The 19,609-nt window shown below is 47.1% G+C and carries 10 protein-coding genes, 11 tRNA genes and 2 rRNA genes; 22 read left to right on the top strand and 1 reads right to left on the bottom strand.

Annotation, left to right across the window (positions count from 1 at the left end):
* The first annotated feature begins 188 nt into the window (after window positions 1-188).
* From MHB85_RS27335 to MHB85_RS27275, 13 genes are all read left to right on the top strand, one after another.
* Window positions 189-3,116: ribosomal RNA gene (locus tag MHB85_RS27335) — 23S ribosomal RNA — on the top strand.
* Between the two features lie 79 nt (window positions 3,117-3,195).
* Window positions 3,196-3,312: ribosomal RNA gene (gene rrf / locus MHB85_RS27330) — 5S ribosomal RNA — on the top strand.
* A gap of 84 nt (window positions 3,313-3,396) precedes the next feature.
* A tRNA-Asn gene (locus MHB85_RS27325) sits at window positions 3,397-3,472 on the top strand.
* Between the two features lie 3 nt (window positions 3,473-3,475).
* Window positions 3,476-3,548, top strand: a tRNA-Thr gene (locus MHB85_RS27320).
* A gap of 10 nt (window positions 3,549-3,558) precedes the next feature.
* A tRNA-Glu gene (locus tag MHB85_RS27315) sits at window positions 3,559-3,630 on the top strand.
* A 7-nt stretch (window positions 3,631-3,637) separates the two neighbouring features.
* Window positions 3,638-3,713, top strand: a tRNA-Val gene (locus MHB85_RS27310).
* Window positions 3,714-3,723: 10 nt separating this feature from the next.
* A tRNA-Gln gene (locus tag MHB85_RS27305) sits at window positions 3,724-3,798 on the top strand.
* Window positions 3,799-3,807: 9 nt separating this feature from the next.
* A tRNA-Lys gene (locus MHB85_RS27300) sits at window positions 3,808-3,883 on the top strand.
* A gap of 6 nt (window positions 3,884-3,889) precedes the next feature.
* Window positions 3,890-3,970 (top strand) — tRNA-Leu (locus tag MHB85_RS27295).
* Window positions 3,971-3,980: 10 nt separating this feature from the next.
* A tRNA-Gly gene (locus tag MHB85_RS27290) sits at window positions 3,981-4,055 on the top strand.
* Window positions 4,056-4,062: 7 nt separating this feature from the next.
* Window positions 4,063-4,139: transfer RNA gene (locus MHB85_RS27285), tRNA-Arg, on the top strand.
* A gap of 15 nt (window positions 4,140-4,154) precedes the next feature.
* Window positions 4,155-4,228: transfer RNA gene (locus MHB85_RS27280), tRNA-Pro, on the top strand.
* 11 nt (window positions 4,229-4,239) lie between these two features.
* A tRNA-Gly gene (locus tag MHB85_RS27275) sits at window positions 4,240-4,310 on the top strand.
* A gap of 235 nt (window positions 4,311-4,545) precedes the next feature.
* Here MHB85_RS27275 and MHB85_RS27270 read toward each other — a convergent pair.
* Window positions 4,546-4,899, bottom strand: coding sequence for a WGxxGxxG family protein (locus tag MHB85_RS27270; RefSeq protein ID WP_091019107.1), 354 nt, complete (start codon window positions 4,897-4,899; stop codon window positions 4,546-4,548).
* 577 nt (window positions 4,900-5,476) lie between these two features.
* Here MHB85_RS27270 and ppc point away from each other — a divergent pair.
* The 9 genes from ppc (at window position 5,477) to MHB85_RS27225 (ending at window position 19,594) form a co-directional block, all read left to right on the top strand.
* Window positions 5,477-8,269 carry a phosphoenolpyruvate carboxylase gene (gene ppc / locus MHB85_RS27265; protein WP_192135684.1) on the top strand — a complete coding sequence of 931 codons (2,793 nt, stop codon included), beginning with the start codon at window positions 5,477-5,479 and terminating at the stop codon, window positions 8,267-8,269.
* Between the two features lie 261 nt (window positions 8,270-8,530).
* Window positions 8,531-9,097 (top strand): RNA polymerase sigma factor SigW, encoded by a 567-nt coding sequence (gene sigW, locus MHB85_RS27260; protein WP_017692117.1) that lies wholly within the window; start codon window positions 8,531-8,533, stop codon window positions 9,095-9,097.
* A 136-nt stretch (window positions 9,098-9,233) separates the two neighbouring features.
* A complete protein-coding gene (locus tag MHB85_RS27255) occupies window positions 9,234-9,848 on the top strand; it encodes a zf-HC2 domain-containing protein (protein WP_036614042.1) in 615 nt (204 codons plus the stop codon).
* A gap of 314 nt (window positions 9,849-10,162) precedes the next feature.
* Window positions 10,163-10,999, top strand: coding sequence for a diadenylate cyclase CdaA (gene cdaA, locus MHB85_RS27250; protein ID WP_017692119.1), 837 nt, complete (start codon window positions 10,163-10,165; stop codon window positions 10,997-10,999).
* Window positions 10,992-12,488: a CdaR family protein gene (locus tag MHB85_RS27245; RefSeq protein ID WP_341074000.1), complete on the top strand. Its 1,497-nt coding sequence runs from the start codon at window positions 10,992-10,994 to the stop codon at window positions 12,486-12,488. The genes cdaA and MHB85_RS27245 overlap by 8 nt, the downstream gene beginning before the upstream one ends.
* A 72-nt stretch (window positions 12,489-12,560) precedes the next feature.
* A complete protein-coding gene (gene glmM, locus MHB85_RS27240) occupies window positions 12,561-13,901 on the top strand; it encodes a phosphoglucosamine mutase (protein WP_192135686.1) in 1,341 nt (446 codons plus the stop codon).
* Window positions 13,902-14,650: 749 nt separating this feature from the next.
* Window positions 14,651-16,483 (top strand): glutamine--fructose-6-phosphate transaminase (isomerizing), encoded by a 1,833-nt coding sequence (gene glmS / locus MHB85_RS27235; protein ID WP_076217241.1) that lies wholly within the window; start codon window positions 14,651-14,653, stop codon window positions 16,481-16,483.
* 1,144 nt (window positions 16,484-17,627) lie between these two features.
* Window positions 17,628-18,911 carry a diaminobutyrate--2-oxoglutarate transaminase gene (gene ectB / locus MHB85_RS27230; RefSeq protein WP_192135687.1) on the top strand — a complete coding sequence of 428 codons (1,284 nt, stop codon included), beginning with the start codon at window positions 17,628-17,630 and terminating at the stop codon, window positions 18,909-18,911.
* Between the two features lie 560 nt (window positions 18,912-19,471).
* Window positions 19,472-19,594: a hypothetical protein gene (locus MHB85_RS27225; RefSeq protein WP_274599299.1), complete on the top strand. Its 123-nt coding sequence runs from the start codon at window positions 19,472-19,474 to the stop codon at window positions 19,592-19,594.
* Window positions 19,595-19,609: the final 15 nt, after the last annotated feature.

Below are 19,609 nucleotides of genomic sequence, written 5' to 3'. Positions count from 1 at the left end.
TTGTTCTTTGAAAACTAGATATCGAAACGAAACAAACGCGAATTAGAACATTCCTTTAAGCTGATCTTGTGTAAACAAGTGAAGTGTTTATAAGGTAGATTGCTGGAGCGAGTGATCGAAATGGAGTGACTTTTGGCTTTGGACGTAGTCCAAAACAAGGGAAGCGACAGCTCGAACACAAGCGCAATGGTTAAGCTACTAAGAGCACACGGAGGATGCCTAGGCGCTAGGAGCCGATGAAGGACGTGGCGAACAACGAAACTGCCTCGGGGAGCTGTAAGCAAGCTTTGATCCGGGGGTGTCCGAATGGGGAAACCCAGCTGGGGTAATTTCCAGTTACTCACAACTGAATACATAGGTTGTGCAGAGGCATACCAGGGGAACTGAAACATCTAAGTACCCTGAGGAAGAGAAAACAATAGTGATTCCGTCAGTAGCGGCGAGCGAACGCGGAGAAGCCCAAACCAAGGAGCTTGCTCTTTGGGGTTGTGGGACGTCTCACATGGAGTTACAAAGGAACCGGTTAAGCGAAGAGGTCTGGAAAGGCCCGCCAAAGAAGGTAAAAGCCCTGTAATTGAAAGTCTGTTCCCTCCGAGACGGATCCCGAGTAGTGCGGGGCACGTGAAACCCCGTATGAATCCGGCAGGACCATCTGCCAAGGCTAAATACTTCCTAGCGACCGATAGTGAAGCAGTACCGTGAGGGAAAGGTGAAAAGCACCCCGGAAGGGGAGTGAAATAGAACCTGAAACCGTGTGCTTACAAAAAGTCAGAGCCCGTTTTAGGGGTGATGGCGTGCCTTTTGTAGAATGAACCGGCGAGTTACGTTCCCGTGCAAGGTTAAGGTGAAGAGCCGGAGCCGCAGCGAAAGCGAGTCTGAATAGGGCGACTTAGTACGTGGACGTAGACCCGAAACCGGGTGATCTACCCCTGTCCAGGGTGAAGGTGCGGTAACACGCACTGGAGGCCCGAACCCACGCATGTTGAAAAATGCGGGGATGAGGTGGGGGTAGCGGAGAAATTCCAATCGAACTCGGAGATAGCTGGTTCTCCCCGAAATAGCTTTAGGGCTAGCCTCGGAAAACAGAGTCGTGGAGGTAGAGCACTGATTGGGTGCGGGGCCCGCAAGGGTTACCAAGCTCAGTCAAACTCCGAATGCCATAGACTTACTTCCGGGAGTCAGACAGTGAGTGCTAAGATCCATTGTCAAAAGGGAAACAGCCCAGACCATCAGCTAAGGTCCCCAAGTGTGTGTTAAGTGGGAAAGGATGTGGAGTTGCACAGACAACCAGGATGTTGGCTTAGAAGCAGCCACCATTGAAAGAGTGCGTAATAGCTCACTGGTCGAGTGACTCTGCGCCGAAAATGTAACGGGGCTAAACACACCACCGAAGCTATGGCTTGATGCTTTGCATCAGGGGTAGGGGAGCGTTGTATAAGGGTTGAAGGTGTACCGTAAGGAGCGCTGGACATTATACAAGTGAGAATGCCGGTATGAGTAACGAAAAGATCAGTGAGAATCTGATCCGCCGAAAGCCTAAGGGTTCCTGAGGAAGGCTCGTCCGCTCAGGGTAAGTCGGGACCTAAGGCGAGGCCGAAAGGCGTAGTCGAAGGACAACAGGTCGAAATTCCTGTACCACCGTAAGCCGTTATGAGCAATGGGGGGACGCAGTAGGGTAGTGACGCGGACTGATGGATGTCCGTCTAAGCAGTAAGGCTGATGTGTAGGCAAATCCGCACATTGTAAGGCTGAGCTGTGATGGGGAGCGAAAATTGTAGTAGCGAAGGTCATGATCTCACACTGCCAAGAAAAGCCTCTAGCCAGGTGAAGGTGCCCGTACCGCAAACCGACACAGGTAGGCGAGAAGAGTATTCTAAGGCGCGCGGAAGAACTCTCGTTAAGGAACTCGGCAAAATGACCCCGTAACTTCGGGAGAAGGGGTGCCCCGGTAGTGTGAATAGCACGAGGGGGCCGCAGTGAAAAGGCCCAAGCGACTGTTTAGCAAAAACACAGGTCTGTGCGAAGCCGTAAGGCGAAGTATACGGGCTGACGCCTGCCCGGTGCTGGAAGGTTAAGGGGAGTGGTTAGGGAGTAATCCCGAAGCTGTGAACCGAAGCCCCAGTAAACGGCGGCCGTAACTATAACGGTCCTAAGGTAGCGAAATTCCTTGTCAGGTAAATTCTGACCCGCACGAATGGCGTAACGACTTGGGCGCTGTCTCAACGAGAGATCCGGTGAAATTTTAATACCTGTGAAGATGCAGGTTACCCGCGACAAGACGGAAAGACCCCATGGAGCTTTACTGCAGCTTGATATTGAATTTGGGTACGATCTGTACAGGATAGGTGGGAGCCTTTGAAGCATGAGCGCCAGCTTGTGTGGAGGCAACGTTGGGATACCACCCTGATCGTATCTAGGTTCTAACCTGGTACCGTAATCCGGTGCGGGGACAGTGTCAGGTGGGCAGTTTGACTGGGGCGGTCGCCTCCTAAAGAGTAACGGAGGCGCCCAAAGGTTCCCTCAGAATGGTTGGAAATCATTCGAAGAGTGCAAAGGCATAAGGGAGCTTGACTGCGAGACCTACAAGTCGAGCAGGGACGAAAGTCGGGCTTAGTGATCCGGTGGTACCGCATGGAAGGGCCATCGCTCAACGGATAAAAGCTACCCTGGGGATAACAGGCTTATCTCCCCCAAGAGTCCACATCGACGGGGAGGTTTGGCACCTCGATGTCGGCTCATCGCATCCTGGGGCTGAAGTAGGTCCCAAGGGTTGGGCTGTTCGCCCATTAAAGCGGTACGCGAGCTGGGTTCAGAACGTCGTGAGACAGTTCGGTCCCTATCTGTCGTGGGCGTAGGAAATTTGAGAGGAGCTGTCCTTAGTACGAGAGGACCGGGATGGACGTACCGCTGGTGTACCAGTTGTTCCGCCAGGAGCACCGCTGGGTAGCTATGTACGGACGGGATAAACGCTGAAAGCATCTAAGCGTGAAGCCCCCCTCAAGATGAGATTTCCCAGTATGTAAGACCCCTTGAAGACGACGAGGTAGATAGGCTGGGGGTGGAAGTGCAGCAATGCATGGAGCTGACCAGTACTAATCGGTCGAGGGCTTATCCAATAGCAAGTGATAATTCGCATGTTTCGTTTCGAATCTAGTTTTCAGAGAACGATCTCTGAAATGTAAGCACAGCTATGCGTTTGGTGGCGATGGCGGAGGGGTTCCACACGTACCCATCCCGAACACGACCGTTAAGCCCTCTAGCGCCGATGGTACTTGGACCGCAGGGTCCTGGGAGAGTAGGACGCCGCCAAGCGAACTCTTTCATCATACATAGAAAACAGGCTCTGCATGTGGACGTTGTACGATGAATTGCATTTGCCCTGCAAATGCATATTATTCCCTGATAGCTCAGTTGGTAGAGCACTCGACTGTTAATCGAGTTGTCACAGGTTCGAGCCCTGTTCGGGGAGCCATTTGCTCTCATAGCTCAGTAGGTAGAGTGCATCCATGGTAAGGATGAGGTCACCGGTTCGATCCCGGTTGAGAGCTTTGGAAATGGGGCCCGTTGGTCAAGGGGTTAAGACACCTCCCTTTCACGGAGGTAACAGGGGTTCGAATCCCCTACGGGTCATATAGTTGGAGGCTTAGCTCAGCTGGGAGAGCATCTGCCTTACAAGCAGAGGGTCGGGGGTTCGATCCCCTCAGCCTCCACCATATTTTTTATTGGGGATTAGCCAAGCGGTAAGGCAACGGACTTTGACTCCGTCATGCATAGGTTCAAATCCTATATCCCCAGCCATTTTAGTATGAGTCATTAGCTCAGTTGGTAGAGCACCTGACTTTTAATCAGGGTGTCGAAGGTTCGAGCCCTTCATGACTCACCATCATATGCGCGTGTGGCGGAATTGGCAGACGCACTAGACTTAGGATCTAGCGTCTTTGACGTGGGGGTTCAAGTCCCTCCACGCGCATCCCTTATTTGCGGAAGTGGCTCAGCGGTAGAGCATCGCCTTGCCAAGGCGAGGGTCGCGGGTTCGATTCCCGTCTTCCGCTCCAATATTTTGCGCCCTTAGCTCAGCTGGATAGAGCGTTTGACTACGAATCAAAAGGCCGGGAGTTCGAATCTCTCAGGGCGCGCCATTATTTTTTTAGTATCGGGATGTAGCTCAGCTTGGTAGAGCACCTGGTTTGGGACCAGGGGGTCGCATGTTCAAATCGTGTCATCCCGATTTTTGCTTATGCGGGTGTAGTTCAATGGTAGAACTTTAGCCTTCCAAGCTAATAGCGTGGGTTCGATTCCCATCACCCGCTTACAGGATACAATGAAAGAGCCTTTGCAGATGCAGAGGCTCTTTCATTTTTATTAACGTAAGAATTAGCAGTTATTTTATATAATATTTTATGTAAGAAACAGTACAGGTTTGTTTAAAAAAGGAGCCAAGACCTCCCTATTTCAATGTTGAAGGGGTCTTGGCTCTTCTGTTTATCTCTGTGGATGAGCTGCTTCTAAGACATAGCAGCTATTGTATAGTGACGTGAGTACAATTTAACGTTCGTTGTGATCCGTCACTCTTTTACGCATGCCCGCTAATCCAAGCAACCCTAGCAAACCAAGCCAGCCCCAATCCATGCCGTTGTCACGGTTGGTTGTTGTGGCGTTAGCACGAACACTGTTGGTACGATAGTCACCATTGTTGCGGTAGTTTCCATCCATGTTCATATTCATGTTGGAATTAGTGTTTGTGCGATCCATGTAGTTGGTGTCCTGATATGACCGGACACGTGATCCATTAGTGTTGGTATCCATTCCTTTGGACATTTGACCATCAGCAGCAGCAGGGCCGGCCATCGCGGCCACCAGAAGCACGGAAGCAATAATTGTTGTACCTTTTTTCATCATTTGGATTCCTCCTTTTTAGTAAGAGCTACAGATTAATCTGCCCAAAAAGCTAAGAACATTATGTAGAAATGGTCTGTTAAGATATCCCTAAGTTTACAGTAGGTAGGTACATACATAAGAACCTCCCCTAATAAGCAGACTTGTCGTGGGAGGAAATTTATAATTACATCTTTAATTTATTGCGTCACTGTGGTAAAGTATACAAAAGCTTGCTTTGCCGGTCATGTTTCTTTGTATATCATCTGTTCTCAAATAATGAAATTATGCAGTTTAACCTTAATATCAGGTACATGGGATCATATCTAAAAGAACTGTATATTTATGAGTTTTTAAGAATAGGTATGAGACTTTTGATTTATCTAAAGTACGTGAAAAAGGTATCATGCGACAGTATATGACCATTAATTGAAGCAGAACAAGAAAATGAATAAAAAAGCGTGTTTTTGTGCTGTAAATCGGGGATAATCCCCATTTTTTCTAATAGAAAAATAAAGATTTTCGTACCATTTTATTGTATGATGTTATGAAGGTGTCAAATTTACGTGTACGAATGGAACGATCAGATGGGAGGATAAGCATGACTGAAACTATGGTAACCGCCAGCAAAAGCCAATCCAACAACCTGCTTCGGCGAGACGTGCGGTTCCTGGGCAATATACTCGGAGAAGTTCTTGTCCATCAAGGCGGCACGGAGCTTCTAGATATCGTTGAGAAGATTCGGGAAACGAGCAAATCGTTGCGTGCAGAATTTCTGCCAGAACTCTATGCAGAGTTCAAAACGATGATCCAGGAATTAGACTCGGACAATCGTCACCAGGTTATTCGGGCTTTCGCTATTTATTTTCAATTAGTTAATATTGCTGAACAAAACCATCGGATCCGGCGTAAACGGGATTATGAACGTTCTGCTGGGGACGCTGTGCAGCCAGGATCGATTGAGAAAGCAGTACAGGATCTTAAGGAACGTGGACTGTCTCATACAGAGGTGGAAGAGATTCTCGACGATTTGTCGTTGGAACTCGTTATGACAGCTCACCCAACTGAAGCCATGCGCCGGGTTATTCTGGACATCCATAAACGGATATCCGAAGATGTCATGCTACTTGATAATCCTACGCTGACGTTGCGTGAACGTGAACAGTTGCGTGAGAAACTGCTGAATGAGGTTATTACACTTTGGCAGACAGATGAACTCCGCGACCGCAAACCGACTGTACTCGATGAAGTGCGGAACGGGATGTATTACTTTCATGAAACGTTGTTCCATGTACTTCCGGATGTATATCAGGAGCTGGAACGCTGCCTGAACAAATTTTATCCTGACCATGACTGGCATGTGCCGACGTATTTGCGGTTCGGTTCCTGGATCGGTGGAGACCGGGATGGAAATCCTTCGGTAACTTCAGATGTAACATGGCAGACGTTGTTGATGCAACGCAAGCTCGCTTTGCGTGAATACCAACGGATTATGATTGAACTTATGGGCCATCTCAGCTTCAGCACGAACATCATCCACGTATCGGATGAGCTGGTGCAGTCTATTGAGCAGGACCGTAGTTGTGTAACGTTGAAAAAAGTGGATATGTGGCGAAATGAAAAAGAGCCATATCGCATCAAATTGGCCTATATGATTGCTAAGTTGAACAATGTACTGGATGAGAACAAATTAGGTCAGGCTGACCGTTATCATAGTGCTCAGGATTTGATTGATGATCTGATGATTATTGATCGAAGTCTGCGCCATCATTTTGCCGATTACGTAGCGGATACAACTATTCGCAAAATGATTCGTCAAGTCGAGTTGTTTGGTTTCCATACCGCAGCATTGGATGTGCGTCAGCACAGTCAGGAACATGAAAATGCGATGTCGGAGATTTTGGCGAAAATGAACATTGTAGAAGATTATGCGCGTCTAACTGAAGACGGTAAAATCGATCTGCTTGCTCGTTTGCTGGATGATCCGCGTCCTCTTACTTCTCCTTATCACCAATACACGGAGGGAACCAAAGAGTGTCTGGATGTCTTCCGTACCATTAAGCGTGCCCAGAACGAATTTGGGACCGGCTGTATCACAAGTTACCTGATCAGTATGACGCAGGGCGCAAGTGACTTGCTGGAGGTTATGGTATTTGCCAAGGAAGTGGGCTTATTCACCAAAGGTCACAACGGTGACGTTGTATCTACACTTCAAGCGGTACCACTGTTTGAAACGATTGATGATCTACATGCGGCTTCGGACATTATGCAGAAGCTGTTCAACCTTCCTGTATACCGCGCAAGCGTAAAAGGACGGAATGAACTTCATGAAATCATGCTTGGTTATTCAGACAGTAACAAGGATGGCGGCGTGGTTACTGCCAACTGGGAACTGCGTGTAGCGATGAATGCTATTACGGCTGTAGGGAATGAACACGGCGTTAAGCTGAAGTTCTTCCATGGACGTGGTGGGGCTCTTGGACGTGGCGGCATGCCGCTTAACCGCAGTATTCTTGCTCAACCACCGCATACCATTGGTGGGGGCATCAAGATTACGGAGCAGGGAGAGGTTATTTCTTCCCGTTATTCTCTACAGGGGATTGCATACCGCAGTCTGGAGCAGGCAACTTCGGCTCTAATCACAGCAGCACTGAATGGGCTTGAGCCGCAAGAGTCAGCATCCGAACGTCATTGGGACAGCATCATCAAAGAGATTTCGGAAGTATCCCTGACGAAATATCAGGATCTGATTTTCCGTGATCCGGACTTCTTTACCTTCTTCAAGGAATCCACACCGCTTCCAGAGGTGGGTGAACTGAATATTGGTTCACGTCCGTCCAAGCGGAAAGGTAGCGACAAGTTCGAAGATCTGAGAGCAATTCCTTGGGTATTTGCATGGACGCAAAGCCGTTATCTGCTTCCGGCATGGTATGCGGCAGGAACAGGATTGCAAAGTTACTATCAGGATAAAGAGGAAAATCTGGTTGTCCTGAAAGAAATGTATGCAAGCTTCCCATTCTTCCGTACATTAATTGATACGGTACAGATGGCCGTAGCCAAGGCAGATCTGGTGATTGCTAAAGAATATTCAGCCATGACTTCGAACAAAGAAGCCCGTGATCGCATCTACGGTCAGATCGAAGCCGAATTCAAGCTCACAAAAGAGCTGATTCTTAAAATTACCGGAGAAGCTGAAATTCTGGATGATGTACCGGTTATTCAAGAATCCATTCGTCTTCGTAACCCTTATGTAGATCCGTTGTCCTACATGCAGGTTCAACTTCTGAGCGAGCTCAGAGATATGCGTGAACGTGGTGAGGATGATACGGAACTGCTCAGAGAAGTGTTGCTGACAATCAATGGCATTGCTGCAGGACTCCGTAACACAGGTTGATGATTGAACTGCTGCATTTTGAATAATTATATATAACAAAGTACCCATTACTTTGTTGAATAAAAGCTCCATTCTCTGCTCTACGGAGTGAGAGATGAAACGGGACTCCTGCGGGAGTTCCCGTTTTTACTGTTTTTGGCGGATATTTGTCATACAGTCTTGATTTTTGACCAAAGTTGATTTACGATTTGATTGGTGAATTACAAGTGTGGACGGGTATCAGAAGACGGAAGACCCATCAGCATGTCTGGGGGAATAAGGGTGGACAATTTGGAGAACAGGCTTGTGAAACTGGTGCTCAAGGGCGACCAGAGAGCCTTCGCAGAAATCGTTGAACTATATAAGGACAAGCTATTTCATTTGGCATACCGGATGCTGAACAATCGTCATGAAGCTGAAGACGTTGTGCAGGAGACGTTTTTGCGTGTGTTTCGTAATATGGAGAAGTACGATCCGAACCAGAAGTTCTCAACCTGGATCTACCGGATCGCAACGAATCTGTGTATTGACCGACTGCGCAGAAAGAAACCTTCATACTCTTTGGATGCTGAACTGAATGACCAGGAAGGATCTGATGGTTATGCGATGCTCCCGAGTGATGATCGTACACCGGAGAGTGAAGCACTCCTGTCAGAAACGCAGACACTCATTCGTGAGGCCATTGACAGTTTGCCAGCCAAGTATAAGTCCGTTATGATTCTGAGATATTTACAGGACTTGTCGCTACAGGAAATCAGTGACGTGACAGGTATGCCCGTAACAACGATCAAGACACGCGTTCATCGGGGCCGTGATTTTCTACGTAAAAAATTGGAGTATAAGTTATAAATATTAAACGCCTTTAAATATGGGCGAAATTATTTGAAACATATCCGAAACGGATGCGTATGTAATGTATGCAAGTCTTATGCGTGCTTTTTAATGGCACATGGACTAAGTGATTTAAGAAAGGATTGGCTCTCATATGGATTGCAACTCGGCCGTCTCTTTAATGCATGAATGTTTGGATGAGTCGTTGTCCCCGGCCCAGAAGGTTGAATTGAAAAGTCACCTTGTGATCTGTCCGGATTGTCGCATGCGCTTTAAAGAGTTGGAACAGACGGAAATGTTACTCTTTGCCATGAAACACTATTCACCGTCTGCCTCTGATGAGCTGACCAATCGAATTATGAATGCTCTGCCCCAGCCCAAGAGACAGCAAGCATGGCTCAAATGGGTCAAAGGACATCCCGCGCTGACGGCGGCAGCCTTCTTTTTGGTCGTGATGCTCTTTAGCGCCTTGAATTTCTGGAATCAGAATAACGAAATGGTTGTTAAGGGAAATAATCTGGACCAGATCGTGATTCAGGGTAACACGGTTATTGTTCCTGAAGGTAAGTCAATTGCTGGCGATCTTACGATAGAAAATGGAACCGCACAAGTATATGGTGATGTGAACGGCAATCTGACGGTTATCGACGGACAACTGTTTCAGGCTTCAACGGCGCATATTTCAGGTCAGGTGAAAAGTATTGATCAGGCGCTGGACTGGTTCTGGTACAAAATAACCAATATGGTAAATGAAGTGGCTTATCGCTAGAACAGGGTAAAATCTTCAATGGTATATACCAAGCAGGGTACCTCCAGATTGCATGGGGTACTCTTTTTTTATACGCAAACTTTGTAATTCATGGTAAATGTGATGTTTATGTGCAGTTTGAGACTGCCGTAACTTGCAACCTGAACGTTAACGTTATAACCTAGATACTAAAGAGAACATACTACTACATATAGATAAGCATTTTGCACAAATCAAATGATGCAAAAATGCGGAGACAAAGGATTATATAAAATCCTAATGGGTTAATATGAGATCAGGGTTTACTCATCAATGGGGATAGCGGGGGCTGGCTTATGAATTATTTTGCTGACTTAACGTGGACAGAGTCCATTAAGGACGTTATCGATATATTGATCGTTACCTATATTATGTACAAACTGATTTTGCTTGTGCGGGGGACACGTGCGGTTCAGCTCCTAAAAGGGATTCTGTTCCTTGTATTGATCTGGGCATTAAGTACGTGGTTAAACCTGTATACGCTCAAATGGTTAATGAACCAGATGTTTACGTTTGGTGTTGTTGCGGTATTCATTATCTTTCAGCCTGAACTGCGTCGTGGTCTGGAGCAATTGGGACGAGGTAAGCTGTTTGGACGTTCAGCGGCAGCGAGTGATGAAGAATTAACGGTGTTAATTGGTGAGATTATCAAGTCAGTTAATTATTTGTCACGGCGTAAAATTGGCGCTTTGGTCGTATTTGAACGTGAAACGGGTCTGAACGATTACACGGAATCGGGCATTAAGATGCACTCTCTGGTCAGCTCGGAGCTGATGATTAACATCTTTATTCCAAATACACCGCTCCATGATGGAGCCGTTATTATACAGGGAAAACAGATTTCGGCGGCAGCTTGTTATTTGCCATTATCAGAGAATCCTTTTATCAGTAAGGAATTGGGAACACGTCACCGTGCAGCAATCGGGATTACCGAAGTTGCAGATGCGATCTGTCTGGTTGTCTCCGAGGAGACAGGACAAGTGTCACTGGCAATGAATGGACAGGTCGTTCGTGATATTAAGGAAGAATCGCTGATTGCCAAACTGTATGAGGAGTTGCGCCCTACATCCAATCTGAAAAAGAATGGCTGGACAACCTTCTGGAAACGGAAGGGAGGACGTAACAATGGATAAGTGGTTTAACAATAATAACTTTGCCAAAATACTTGCGCTTGCGGTGAGCCTGCTGCTCTGGTTCATGATTCATCTGGATGAAGTACCAACCACCCCTACGATTACAACAGGGACGACCAACAAGGTTGTGGAACGTACGGTGCCTGTTCAACCTTATGGATTAGACAGTAACAGCTATGTGCTTACTTCATTAAGTACGGATGAGGTCCGACTGGAGATCAAAGGACAGCGCTCGATGCTAACATCGATTTTTACAAATGACGATTACAAGGTACTGGTTGATCTGAGTCAGGTGAAAGATGGGTCCAATACACTGCCACTTGTACCTGATTTGCCTTCCGGAGTAGAAGTAGTCAGCATGGAACCTTCCATGGTTACGGTGAATGTAGAAAAATTGGGCACCAAATCCTTCAATGTGAATATTGTACCCGAAGGGCAACCATCGGCCGGATACAGTGCTGGAACGCCCGTAACTGAACCTTCGACGCCGGTTAAGGTAACTCTGCCCGAAGGGCAACTCGAGGCTGTAGCGAAGGTCCAGGGCAGTGTGAGCGTGAAAGATGCCAAGGAAGATGTCATACAGAAAAAAGTGAAACTTCAAGCATACGATGCTGAGGGCAAGGTCCTTGAAAATGCGATTATAACGCCTCAAACAGTTGAAGTACGAGTTCCGGTCAATCAGCCCTATACATCTGTACCCTTAAGAATCAAATATTCGGGACAGCTTCCGGAAGGCCTGGTACTCTCCACGGTAGAGCCAAGCGTGAAAGAAGTCTCGGTTTATGGATCAGAGGATGCGCTTGCGGGTATACAGTCCTACGACCAAGTAACCCTTGATCTTACACAGTTTGATCAGTCGGGTACATCGACAGTTAACGTGGACTTGACGCCGCCTTCCGGTTTTGAGAAAATCGAGCCTAGTTCGATTCAGATCAAGGTAACCATATCACCATTTGACGAGGCAGAGGAGACAACCAAAGTCTTTCCGAACGTCCCCATCACACTTACCGGTGCGGGGAATGGACTGGAAGGGACGCTGGTTACGCCTCGAAGCGGGGGTCTGAACCTCACACTTACAGGCTCAGCAAGTATGCTTGAGGGTCTGAGTAGTGATGATCTCACGTTAACCGGGGATCTTGCTGGACTTGCGGTCGGAACGCATGAGATCAAGCTTGAAGCCGACCTGCCCCGTTATGCCAAACTGGATGAATCATCCACTGCATTGAGTGCGACGGTCAAAATTAGCGAAAAGGCTGAAGAGACTACGACCACTCCTGGCGAAGAACCGACAGACGAGGGAACGGTAGTACCTGACCCAACACCAGCCGAGGTTGAAAATGGGGAAACAGAGCCTGTTCCTGATGAAGAAGAAACGGAATCGAATACGGATACTCAGGATCAGGGCCAACAGGGGAGCACAAGCAGTCGAGGTAATTTAAATAATAATAATAACAGCGGTACTGGCAGTAAAAGTGGCGCTAATCCGTAAACGTTCTAATTTTAAAATTCTCAAAAAATAATAATAGTGCTCGTATATGATGCGAATAGAAGGAGTTAAATCATGGGGAAATATTTTGGTACAGACGGTGTAAGAGGGGTTGCCAATAAAGAGTTAACGGCAGAGCTGGCTTACAGCATTGGACGTTGTGGTGGTTACGTGCTTGCAGGTGGTGTGGAAAGACCAAAAGTGGTTATCGGCATGGATACTCGTATCTCGGGATTGATGTTGGAATCCGCACTGGTTGCAGGTCTGTTGTCCATTGGCGCTGATGTGATCCGTCTGGGCGTGGTATCCACTCCGGGAGTGGCGTATATTGCACGTTTGTTGAAAGCTGACGCCGGCGTGATGATCTCGGCTTCCCACAATCCGGTTGAGGATAACGGAATCAAGTTCTTTGGTGGAGATGGCTTCAAGCTGTCTGATGAAACAGAGAACCGGATTGAAGAACTGATGGATGCGAAGACAGATCAATTGCCACGGCCAGTTGGTGGCGGGCTGGGTACTGTAACGACAGATGAAGAATCCCGTTATCGTTACCTTGATTTCCTGAAAACGACTGTAAATGAATCGTTCTCTGGACTTAAAATTGTTTTGGACTGTGCAAACGGAGCAGCTTATGAACTGGCACCGAAATTGTTCAGTGAACTAGGTGCAGAAGTCATTGCCATTGGCGCTGAGCCTAACGGCCTGAATATTAATGAGCAATGCGGATCAACTCATCCAGAGAACCTGAAACAAGAAGTGCTCAAACATAAAGCGGATCTGGGCCTTGCTTTTGACGGGGATGCAGATCGACTGATTGCTATTGATGAGACAGGCGCTGAGGTGGATGGAGACTTCATTCTGTGTATCTGTGGAGATGCGATGAATCGTGCAGGCAAGTTGAAGGACAGTACCGTTGTATCAACGGTTATGAGTAACATCGGATTCTACAAAGCAACGGAGAAACTTGCACTGAAAACAGCTAAAACGGCAGTAGGTGATCGTTATGTGATGGAGGAAATGCGTCGCGGCGGTTACAACTTGGGTGGAGAACAATCTGGCCATGTTATTTTCCTGGATTACAATACAACTGGAGACGGTATGCTGACTGCGATTCAACTCGTGGATACGCTCAAGGCTTCCGGTAAAAAACTGAGTGAACTAAAAGCGCTCATGACCCAGTACCCACAAGTATTGGTGAATGTGCGTGTTGAAGATAAGAGCAAATACGAGGGTAATGCTGCAATCGAGCAAGCTATCGCTACAGTTGAACAACAACTCGGCGATAATGGACGTGTACTCGTTCGTGCTTCAGGTACTGAATCTCTGATCCGTGTTATGGCGGAAGGACCAGACAAAGACGAACTTGAACATTTTGTGTCTCAAATCGCAGATGTAGTGCAAAAAGAGCTGGTATAGGACTGGAAGATGTAAGAGATACCTTCTGCATACGGTTTTCTTAAGGGGATTGTTGTGTAGAACGAGGCTTAATATAACATGATTTAGGACTTATGCATGGATATTCCTGCTTCCCGGCCTGATGAGACCATAGGTCCGTTTATCCGGTCGGGATTGTAGGTAAATATGCTAAAATTGTCACAGGTACTTTGCTCCATTGCAAAATGGACCTGACGTGCATATAATGAGTGGAGTCGTCATTCAGACACAGAAAGTGAGGAACGTAAGGTTAAAGTTATACAAGCGCCAGAGCTTGGAGTTGCGCGGGATGATGTTGATCAGGATTTCTTCTAGGTTGAAGAACGGCTGATTAAGATCAACGGCAATCAAGCTGACGAGGTGGAGGTGTTCGGATTGTTCGGCGGGGACCTCCCGGTGAAGCACCAGAGCCGTAAACCGGATTGCGGAAAATGGATAGGTGACTGTCCACACAACGCGCCGGTGCAGGTGCAAGAGTTAAACTAAAATTCAAATGAATGTGCGTGAAGAGCGTAAACAGTACGCGGACGGGAAAATGATGTACATTCATGATTGCATTCATAACAGCTTATGATGACAGCGGGGCGACAAGAGGTCGCTCTGATCATTGATAATTGAATAAGTACCAAGTATTCATGAAACGCTAGGCAATCACTCATTTTTCCGATATGCCGCCTCTGCCTGTTTCTCTTCGTGACACAGTATTCATATACAAACGGAGGAAATAAATTATGTGCGGTATTGTTGGATATATTGGTAATAAGAACACTCAATCGGTATTGGTCGAAGGATTGAAGAAACTTGAGTATCGTGGTTATGATTCTGCAGGTATCGCGGTATTCACACCGGAAGGTCTGCAAATCACAAAAGCTCTCGGTCGTCTTGCGAACCTTGAAGCCAAGCTGGATGGTGCACCACTGGTAGGTAATGCCGGAATCGGACATACACGTTGGGCAACTCATGGTAAACCATCGGATGAGAACTCTCATCCACACACGGATGGAAGCCAGAAGTTCTCTGTTGTGCATAATGGTATTATTGAGAACTATCTGGATCTGAAGGACGAATTGATGGCTCAAGGTCACACGTTCACTTCCGAGACAGATACTGAGGTTATCTCTCACCTGATCGCACGTGAATATAATGGTGATATCGTCAAAACAGTACAAAAAGTGATCACGTTGTTGCGTGGCGCATTTGCACTGGGTGTATTGACAGAGCATGAGCCTGAGAAACTCGTAGCTGTGCGTCAAGCAAGCCCATTGATTATTGGTATTGGTGAAGGCGAGAACTTCATTGGTTCCGACATCCCTGCAATTCTGGAACATACACGTAACGTGTACATTCTGAATGATGGTGAAATGGCTGTGTTGACACATGATGCTGTCGAATTGATGACGATTGAAGGCAACTTTATTTCTCGGGAAATGATTCGTGTCGATTGGGATGCTGTAACCGCAGAAAAAGGCGGATTTGAGCACTTCATGCTGAAAGAAATTCATGAGCAACCAAAAGCATATCGTGATACAATGCTGGGTCGCATCGATAATGAAGGCAAAAAAGTTCAACTTCCTGAGTTGAAAATGACTGAAGAACAAATTAAAAATATCCGTAACGTTCAAATCATTGCATGTGGTACAGCGTACCATGCAGGTCTGGTTGGACGTACAGTGATTGAGCAATTGGTACGTATTCCGGTTGAAACAGATGTGGCTTCCGAGTACCGTTACCGTTCCCCAATCGTGCACAAAGATACACTTGTAATCGTAGTGAGCCAATCCGGTGAAACTGCCGATACACTTGCTGCTTTGCGTGAAGCACAATCCAATGGTGCACATGTACTGGCAATCACAAACGTAGTGGGCAGCTCCATTGCACGTGATGCAGATGATGTTATCGCAACATTGGCAGGTCCTGAAATTGCAGTAGCTTCTACCAAAGCGTATACTTCGCAGTTGATTGCTTTCAACTTGCTTGGTCTGTACCTTGCACAAGTTCGTGGTACTCAATCTGCAGAAGAGATTGCACACACGCTGGCAGCGATGCAAGCATTGCCTGAACAAGTGGAATCCATGTTGGAGCAAGCGGAAGCAATCAAAGGATATGCAGAGCAAATCTCCAAACATGAACATCTCTTTTTCATCGGTCGTGGTCTTGACTATGCAGTAGCTCAAGAAGGATCGTTGAAACTGAAAGAAATCTCTTATATTCACTCTGAGGCGTATGCTGCGGGTGAGTTGAAACATGGTACGCTTGCATTGATCGAAGATGGTATCCCTGTTATTGCCCTGGCAACGCAGGAGAACGTACTTGAGAAAACAGTGAGCAACATTAAGGAAGTAAAAGCACGTGGCGCAGATGTATTGGCAATTACGTACGAAGAGCACGTAGCACCATTGCTGAAATCCGTAGACCAAGCGTTTGCGATTCCTAAGACACTACCACTGCTTAGCCCTGCTTTGTCTGTAGTTGCGCTGCAATTGCTGGCATACTATGCTTCCCTTGCACTGGGTCATGATGTGGATAAACCACGTAACCTGGCGAAAAGTGTAACGGTTGAGTAAGGTAAGGGATTCTGTATTAATTACTTTATTGTCTAGTGATAAATAAGTGTAGAACCACTAACAAAAGTATGGAACTACACGAACTATTGCCAAATGACATGGATAACGGGTTGATCAATAGATTCAGTAAACTAATACAGTATGAACAAAATAATGGTCCTGATGACTCTAAGTCATCAGGACTTTTTTGATGTTTCAGGAGGGTGGTTCTGAATATTAGAACCATCTTTTTTGTGTTTGTGCATTGTAAATTGCGGTCATTCATTGAACGAAAATCCACCACTAAAAGATCATCTGAACAATAAAGAAAGATGACTGCACATGACTAAACATGACTGGTACATCTTTCAACAACTCACAAAATGGTATGCCAAGAAGCAACAATTCGCTCGATGAAGGTGCTTATTACGCGAAGCGAAATCATTGTCCGTTCGCGTTTGTAATCTGTATGTAAATGAGTGAAGGATATCGGAAAGCGTATAAGGGAAAACCTCACAAACGGTTTGATGAGGAGGAGCAGAATATAATTACCTAACAGAGGCGCAGAGCAGAAGGCGTGATACAAAACTATGTCGGCTGCCATCCGTGCGGACGCTGCGTCCAGTTTCCAGCCAGGCTTTCAGAAATTGGTCAGGTAATCATGTTAAGTTATTACAAAGTGCAAGGAATCGGAACACCGGCAAAGAATATTTAAAGGTAGTATATACCAAATTTACCTTTAAAATGGATGGATGTCAACACTCGTCGAATTCCTAGATTGATATCAAATCATTCACAATGTTTCTTTTACATTCACTTTTTTAAACGAAAAATGTTAACACATTATGTTTTATGAACCAAATTTAACAATATAATGACTATATTTAACAAAAATATCACTATACATTCTTGTAAATTTTGATATAATTCAACCTAGGTCTTATTCCCTATTATTCTAATAAATGGAATTGTAGGGTTTTTTATACCCATCCAAGTTGTGTGCGAGAGACCAGTATACTGGCTAACCAACAAGCCGGCATGCGGGGACCAACAATTGTGAAAATGACAGCCTAGAATATGTTGCTCCATGACGTCAGAAGGTTCAGAAAGGAAGGTTCAGAAAGATGGGCCAACCTTATCCCAATTCCGATGGAGGATGAAGTGAGTGAGCATTTTTGAAAAGCTGGAATCCAACGTAAGATCTTACTGCAGAAGCTTTCCGGTGGTATTCGACCGGGCCAAGGGAGACCTTTTATATTCTGAGGACGGAAGAGCATATATTGATTTCTTTGCAGGTGCCGGGGCACTGAATTACGGCCATAACAACGATTATATTAAAGACCGGGTTCTCGATTACTTGACCTCCGACCGGATTATGCACGGTCTGGATATGTATACAATGGCCAAGCGTGAATTCATCCAGAGCTTCTCGGAGCGGATCCTGGAGCCGAAGAAGCTGAATTACAAGCTTCAATTCTGCGGCCCAACAGGGACGAATGCGGTGGAAGCGGCCCTGAAGCTCGCACGCAAGGCGAAGAAGAGAAGTGGAATATTCGCATTCATGGGTGGCTTCCACGGCATGTCGCTCGGCAGTCTGTCGGCGACAAGCTCCAAGTCCATGAGAGCAGGGGCGGGGCTTCCTCTGGACGGAGTTACGTTCATGCCGCATCCGAGCGGGGCTTTCGCAGAAATGGATACGCTCGGCTATATCGAGAATATCCTGACTGATTCGCACTCCGGAATCGAGAAGCCGGCCGCAATCCTGCTTGAAACGGTACAAGCCGAAGGCGGAATTCACGTTGTCGACGCGCAGTGGCTACGCGAGCTGCAGCAGCTTTGCCGCAGGCACGATATTCTGCTCATTACAGACGAGATTCAAGTAGGGTGCGGCCGGACAGGCGAATTCTTCTCCTTCGAACGTGCGGGGATCGAGCCGGATCTCATTACCCTATCGAAGTCGATCAGCGGGTACGGCCTGCCAATGTCCCTGCTGCTGCTGAAGCCTGAACTGGATATCTGGACGCCGGGCGAGCACAACGGCACCTTCCGCGGCAACCAGCTGGCTTTTGTGGCCGCAAAGGCTGCTCTCGAGTTCCGGGACAGAACCGAACTGGAAGCTCAGGTGAAGCAGAAGGAAGAGTATGTGCGCTCGTTCCTTGATCAAGAAATCAAGCCTCTGCATCCATCCATCGCCATCCGCGGACTCGGCCTGATCTGGGGCATTGACGTCTCGGGGTTCATGGATGAAGCCGGGGCGAAGCGGGTGACGGATATCAGCTTCGAGAACGGGCTCATCATTGAAAGAGCCGGCAGAGGAGACTGTGTACTGAAGATCATGCCTCCGCTGACCGTCTCGATGGAGCATCTGACCGCCGGCTGCGCCATTATCAAGTCCAGTATGCAGCAGGTGATCTCTCAGGAGACCAAGGATATGTTAGTAACGACCTAAGCTTGGCCAAGCCGATGGGCCGCCCCCGGCAAGAGGCATGAAAGTGCATTCCGGAGGGCGTGCGGACTTGATGTTAAGGTAGCGCTTTCTCCTCATGCTACCTGCGGTAACGTCAATCAGCATGGAATTCTCCGGCAATCCAAGGGCAGTACCGTTCGTGCCATACGGAGCATTCCTTGAGTCTCATGCAGTACCCTCGTTAAATTTAATCGTCAGGAAAAGCTCACTACCCCGCAGTCGAATCTTTACTTATCCACACCAGGGCTGTGGGGGAATAAGCAAATCGTACATAGAGTGTATCAATACCCCTTAAACATAGGCTTCGTCAAAGGCAGCTCAGTTGCCAAATCAGGAGGTACGGTCGACTTCCTGCTGGCCGGCTGGAGAACCCTGCGGCAAGCCTTACATCGACAGGAGGAACATTCCTTGTCGTCTATCCCCAAATCCAATTCCGAATCCCATGTTAAACCAAATCCCGTCTTCGGGTGGCTCGTCCGCAGCAATCTTATTGAAACAGAGGAGACCGAAGTAACCGCATCTCTTGTGTAGAACGATGCTTGTTGTCCTTTACGCATTGGAGCCGAGCGGGACAGCTGGTAGGTAGAGGATTGCCACATGCGATCAACCGGGCAATTGAAGCGGTGACATTGCGCAAGCCATTGATGTTGTTGTCAGATGTTTGAGAAGGAGGGGAGCGT

Origin of the sequence: Paenibacillus sp. FSL K6-4396, from assembly GCF_038002525.1 — a bacterium.
Lineage (GTDB): Bacteria > Bacillota > Bacilli > Paenibacillales > Paenibacillaceae > Paenibacillus > Paenibacillus amylolyticus_B.
This window is presented reverse-complemented; position numbering and strand designations above follow the sequence as displayed.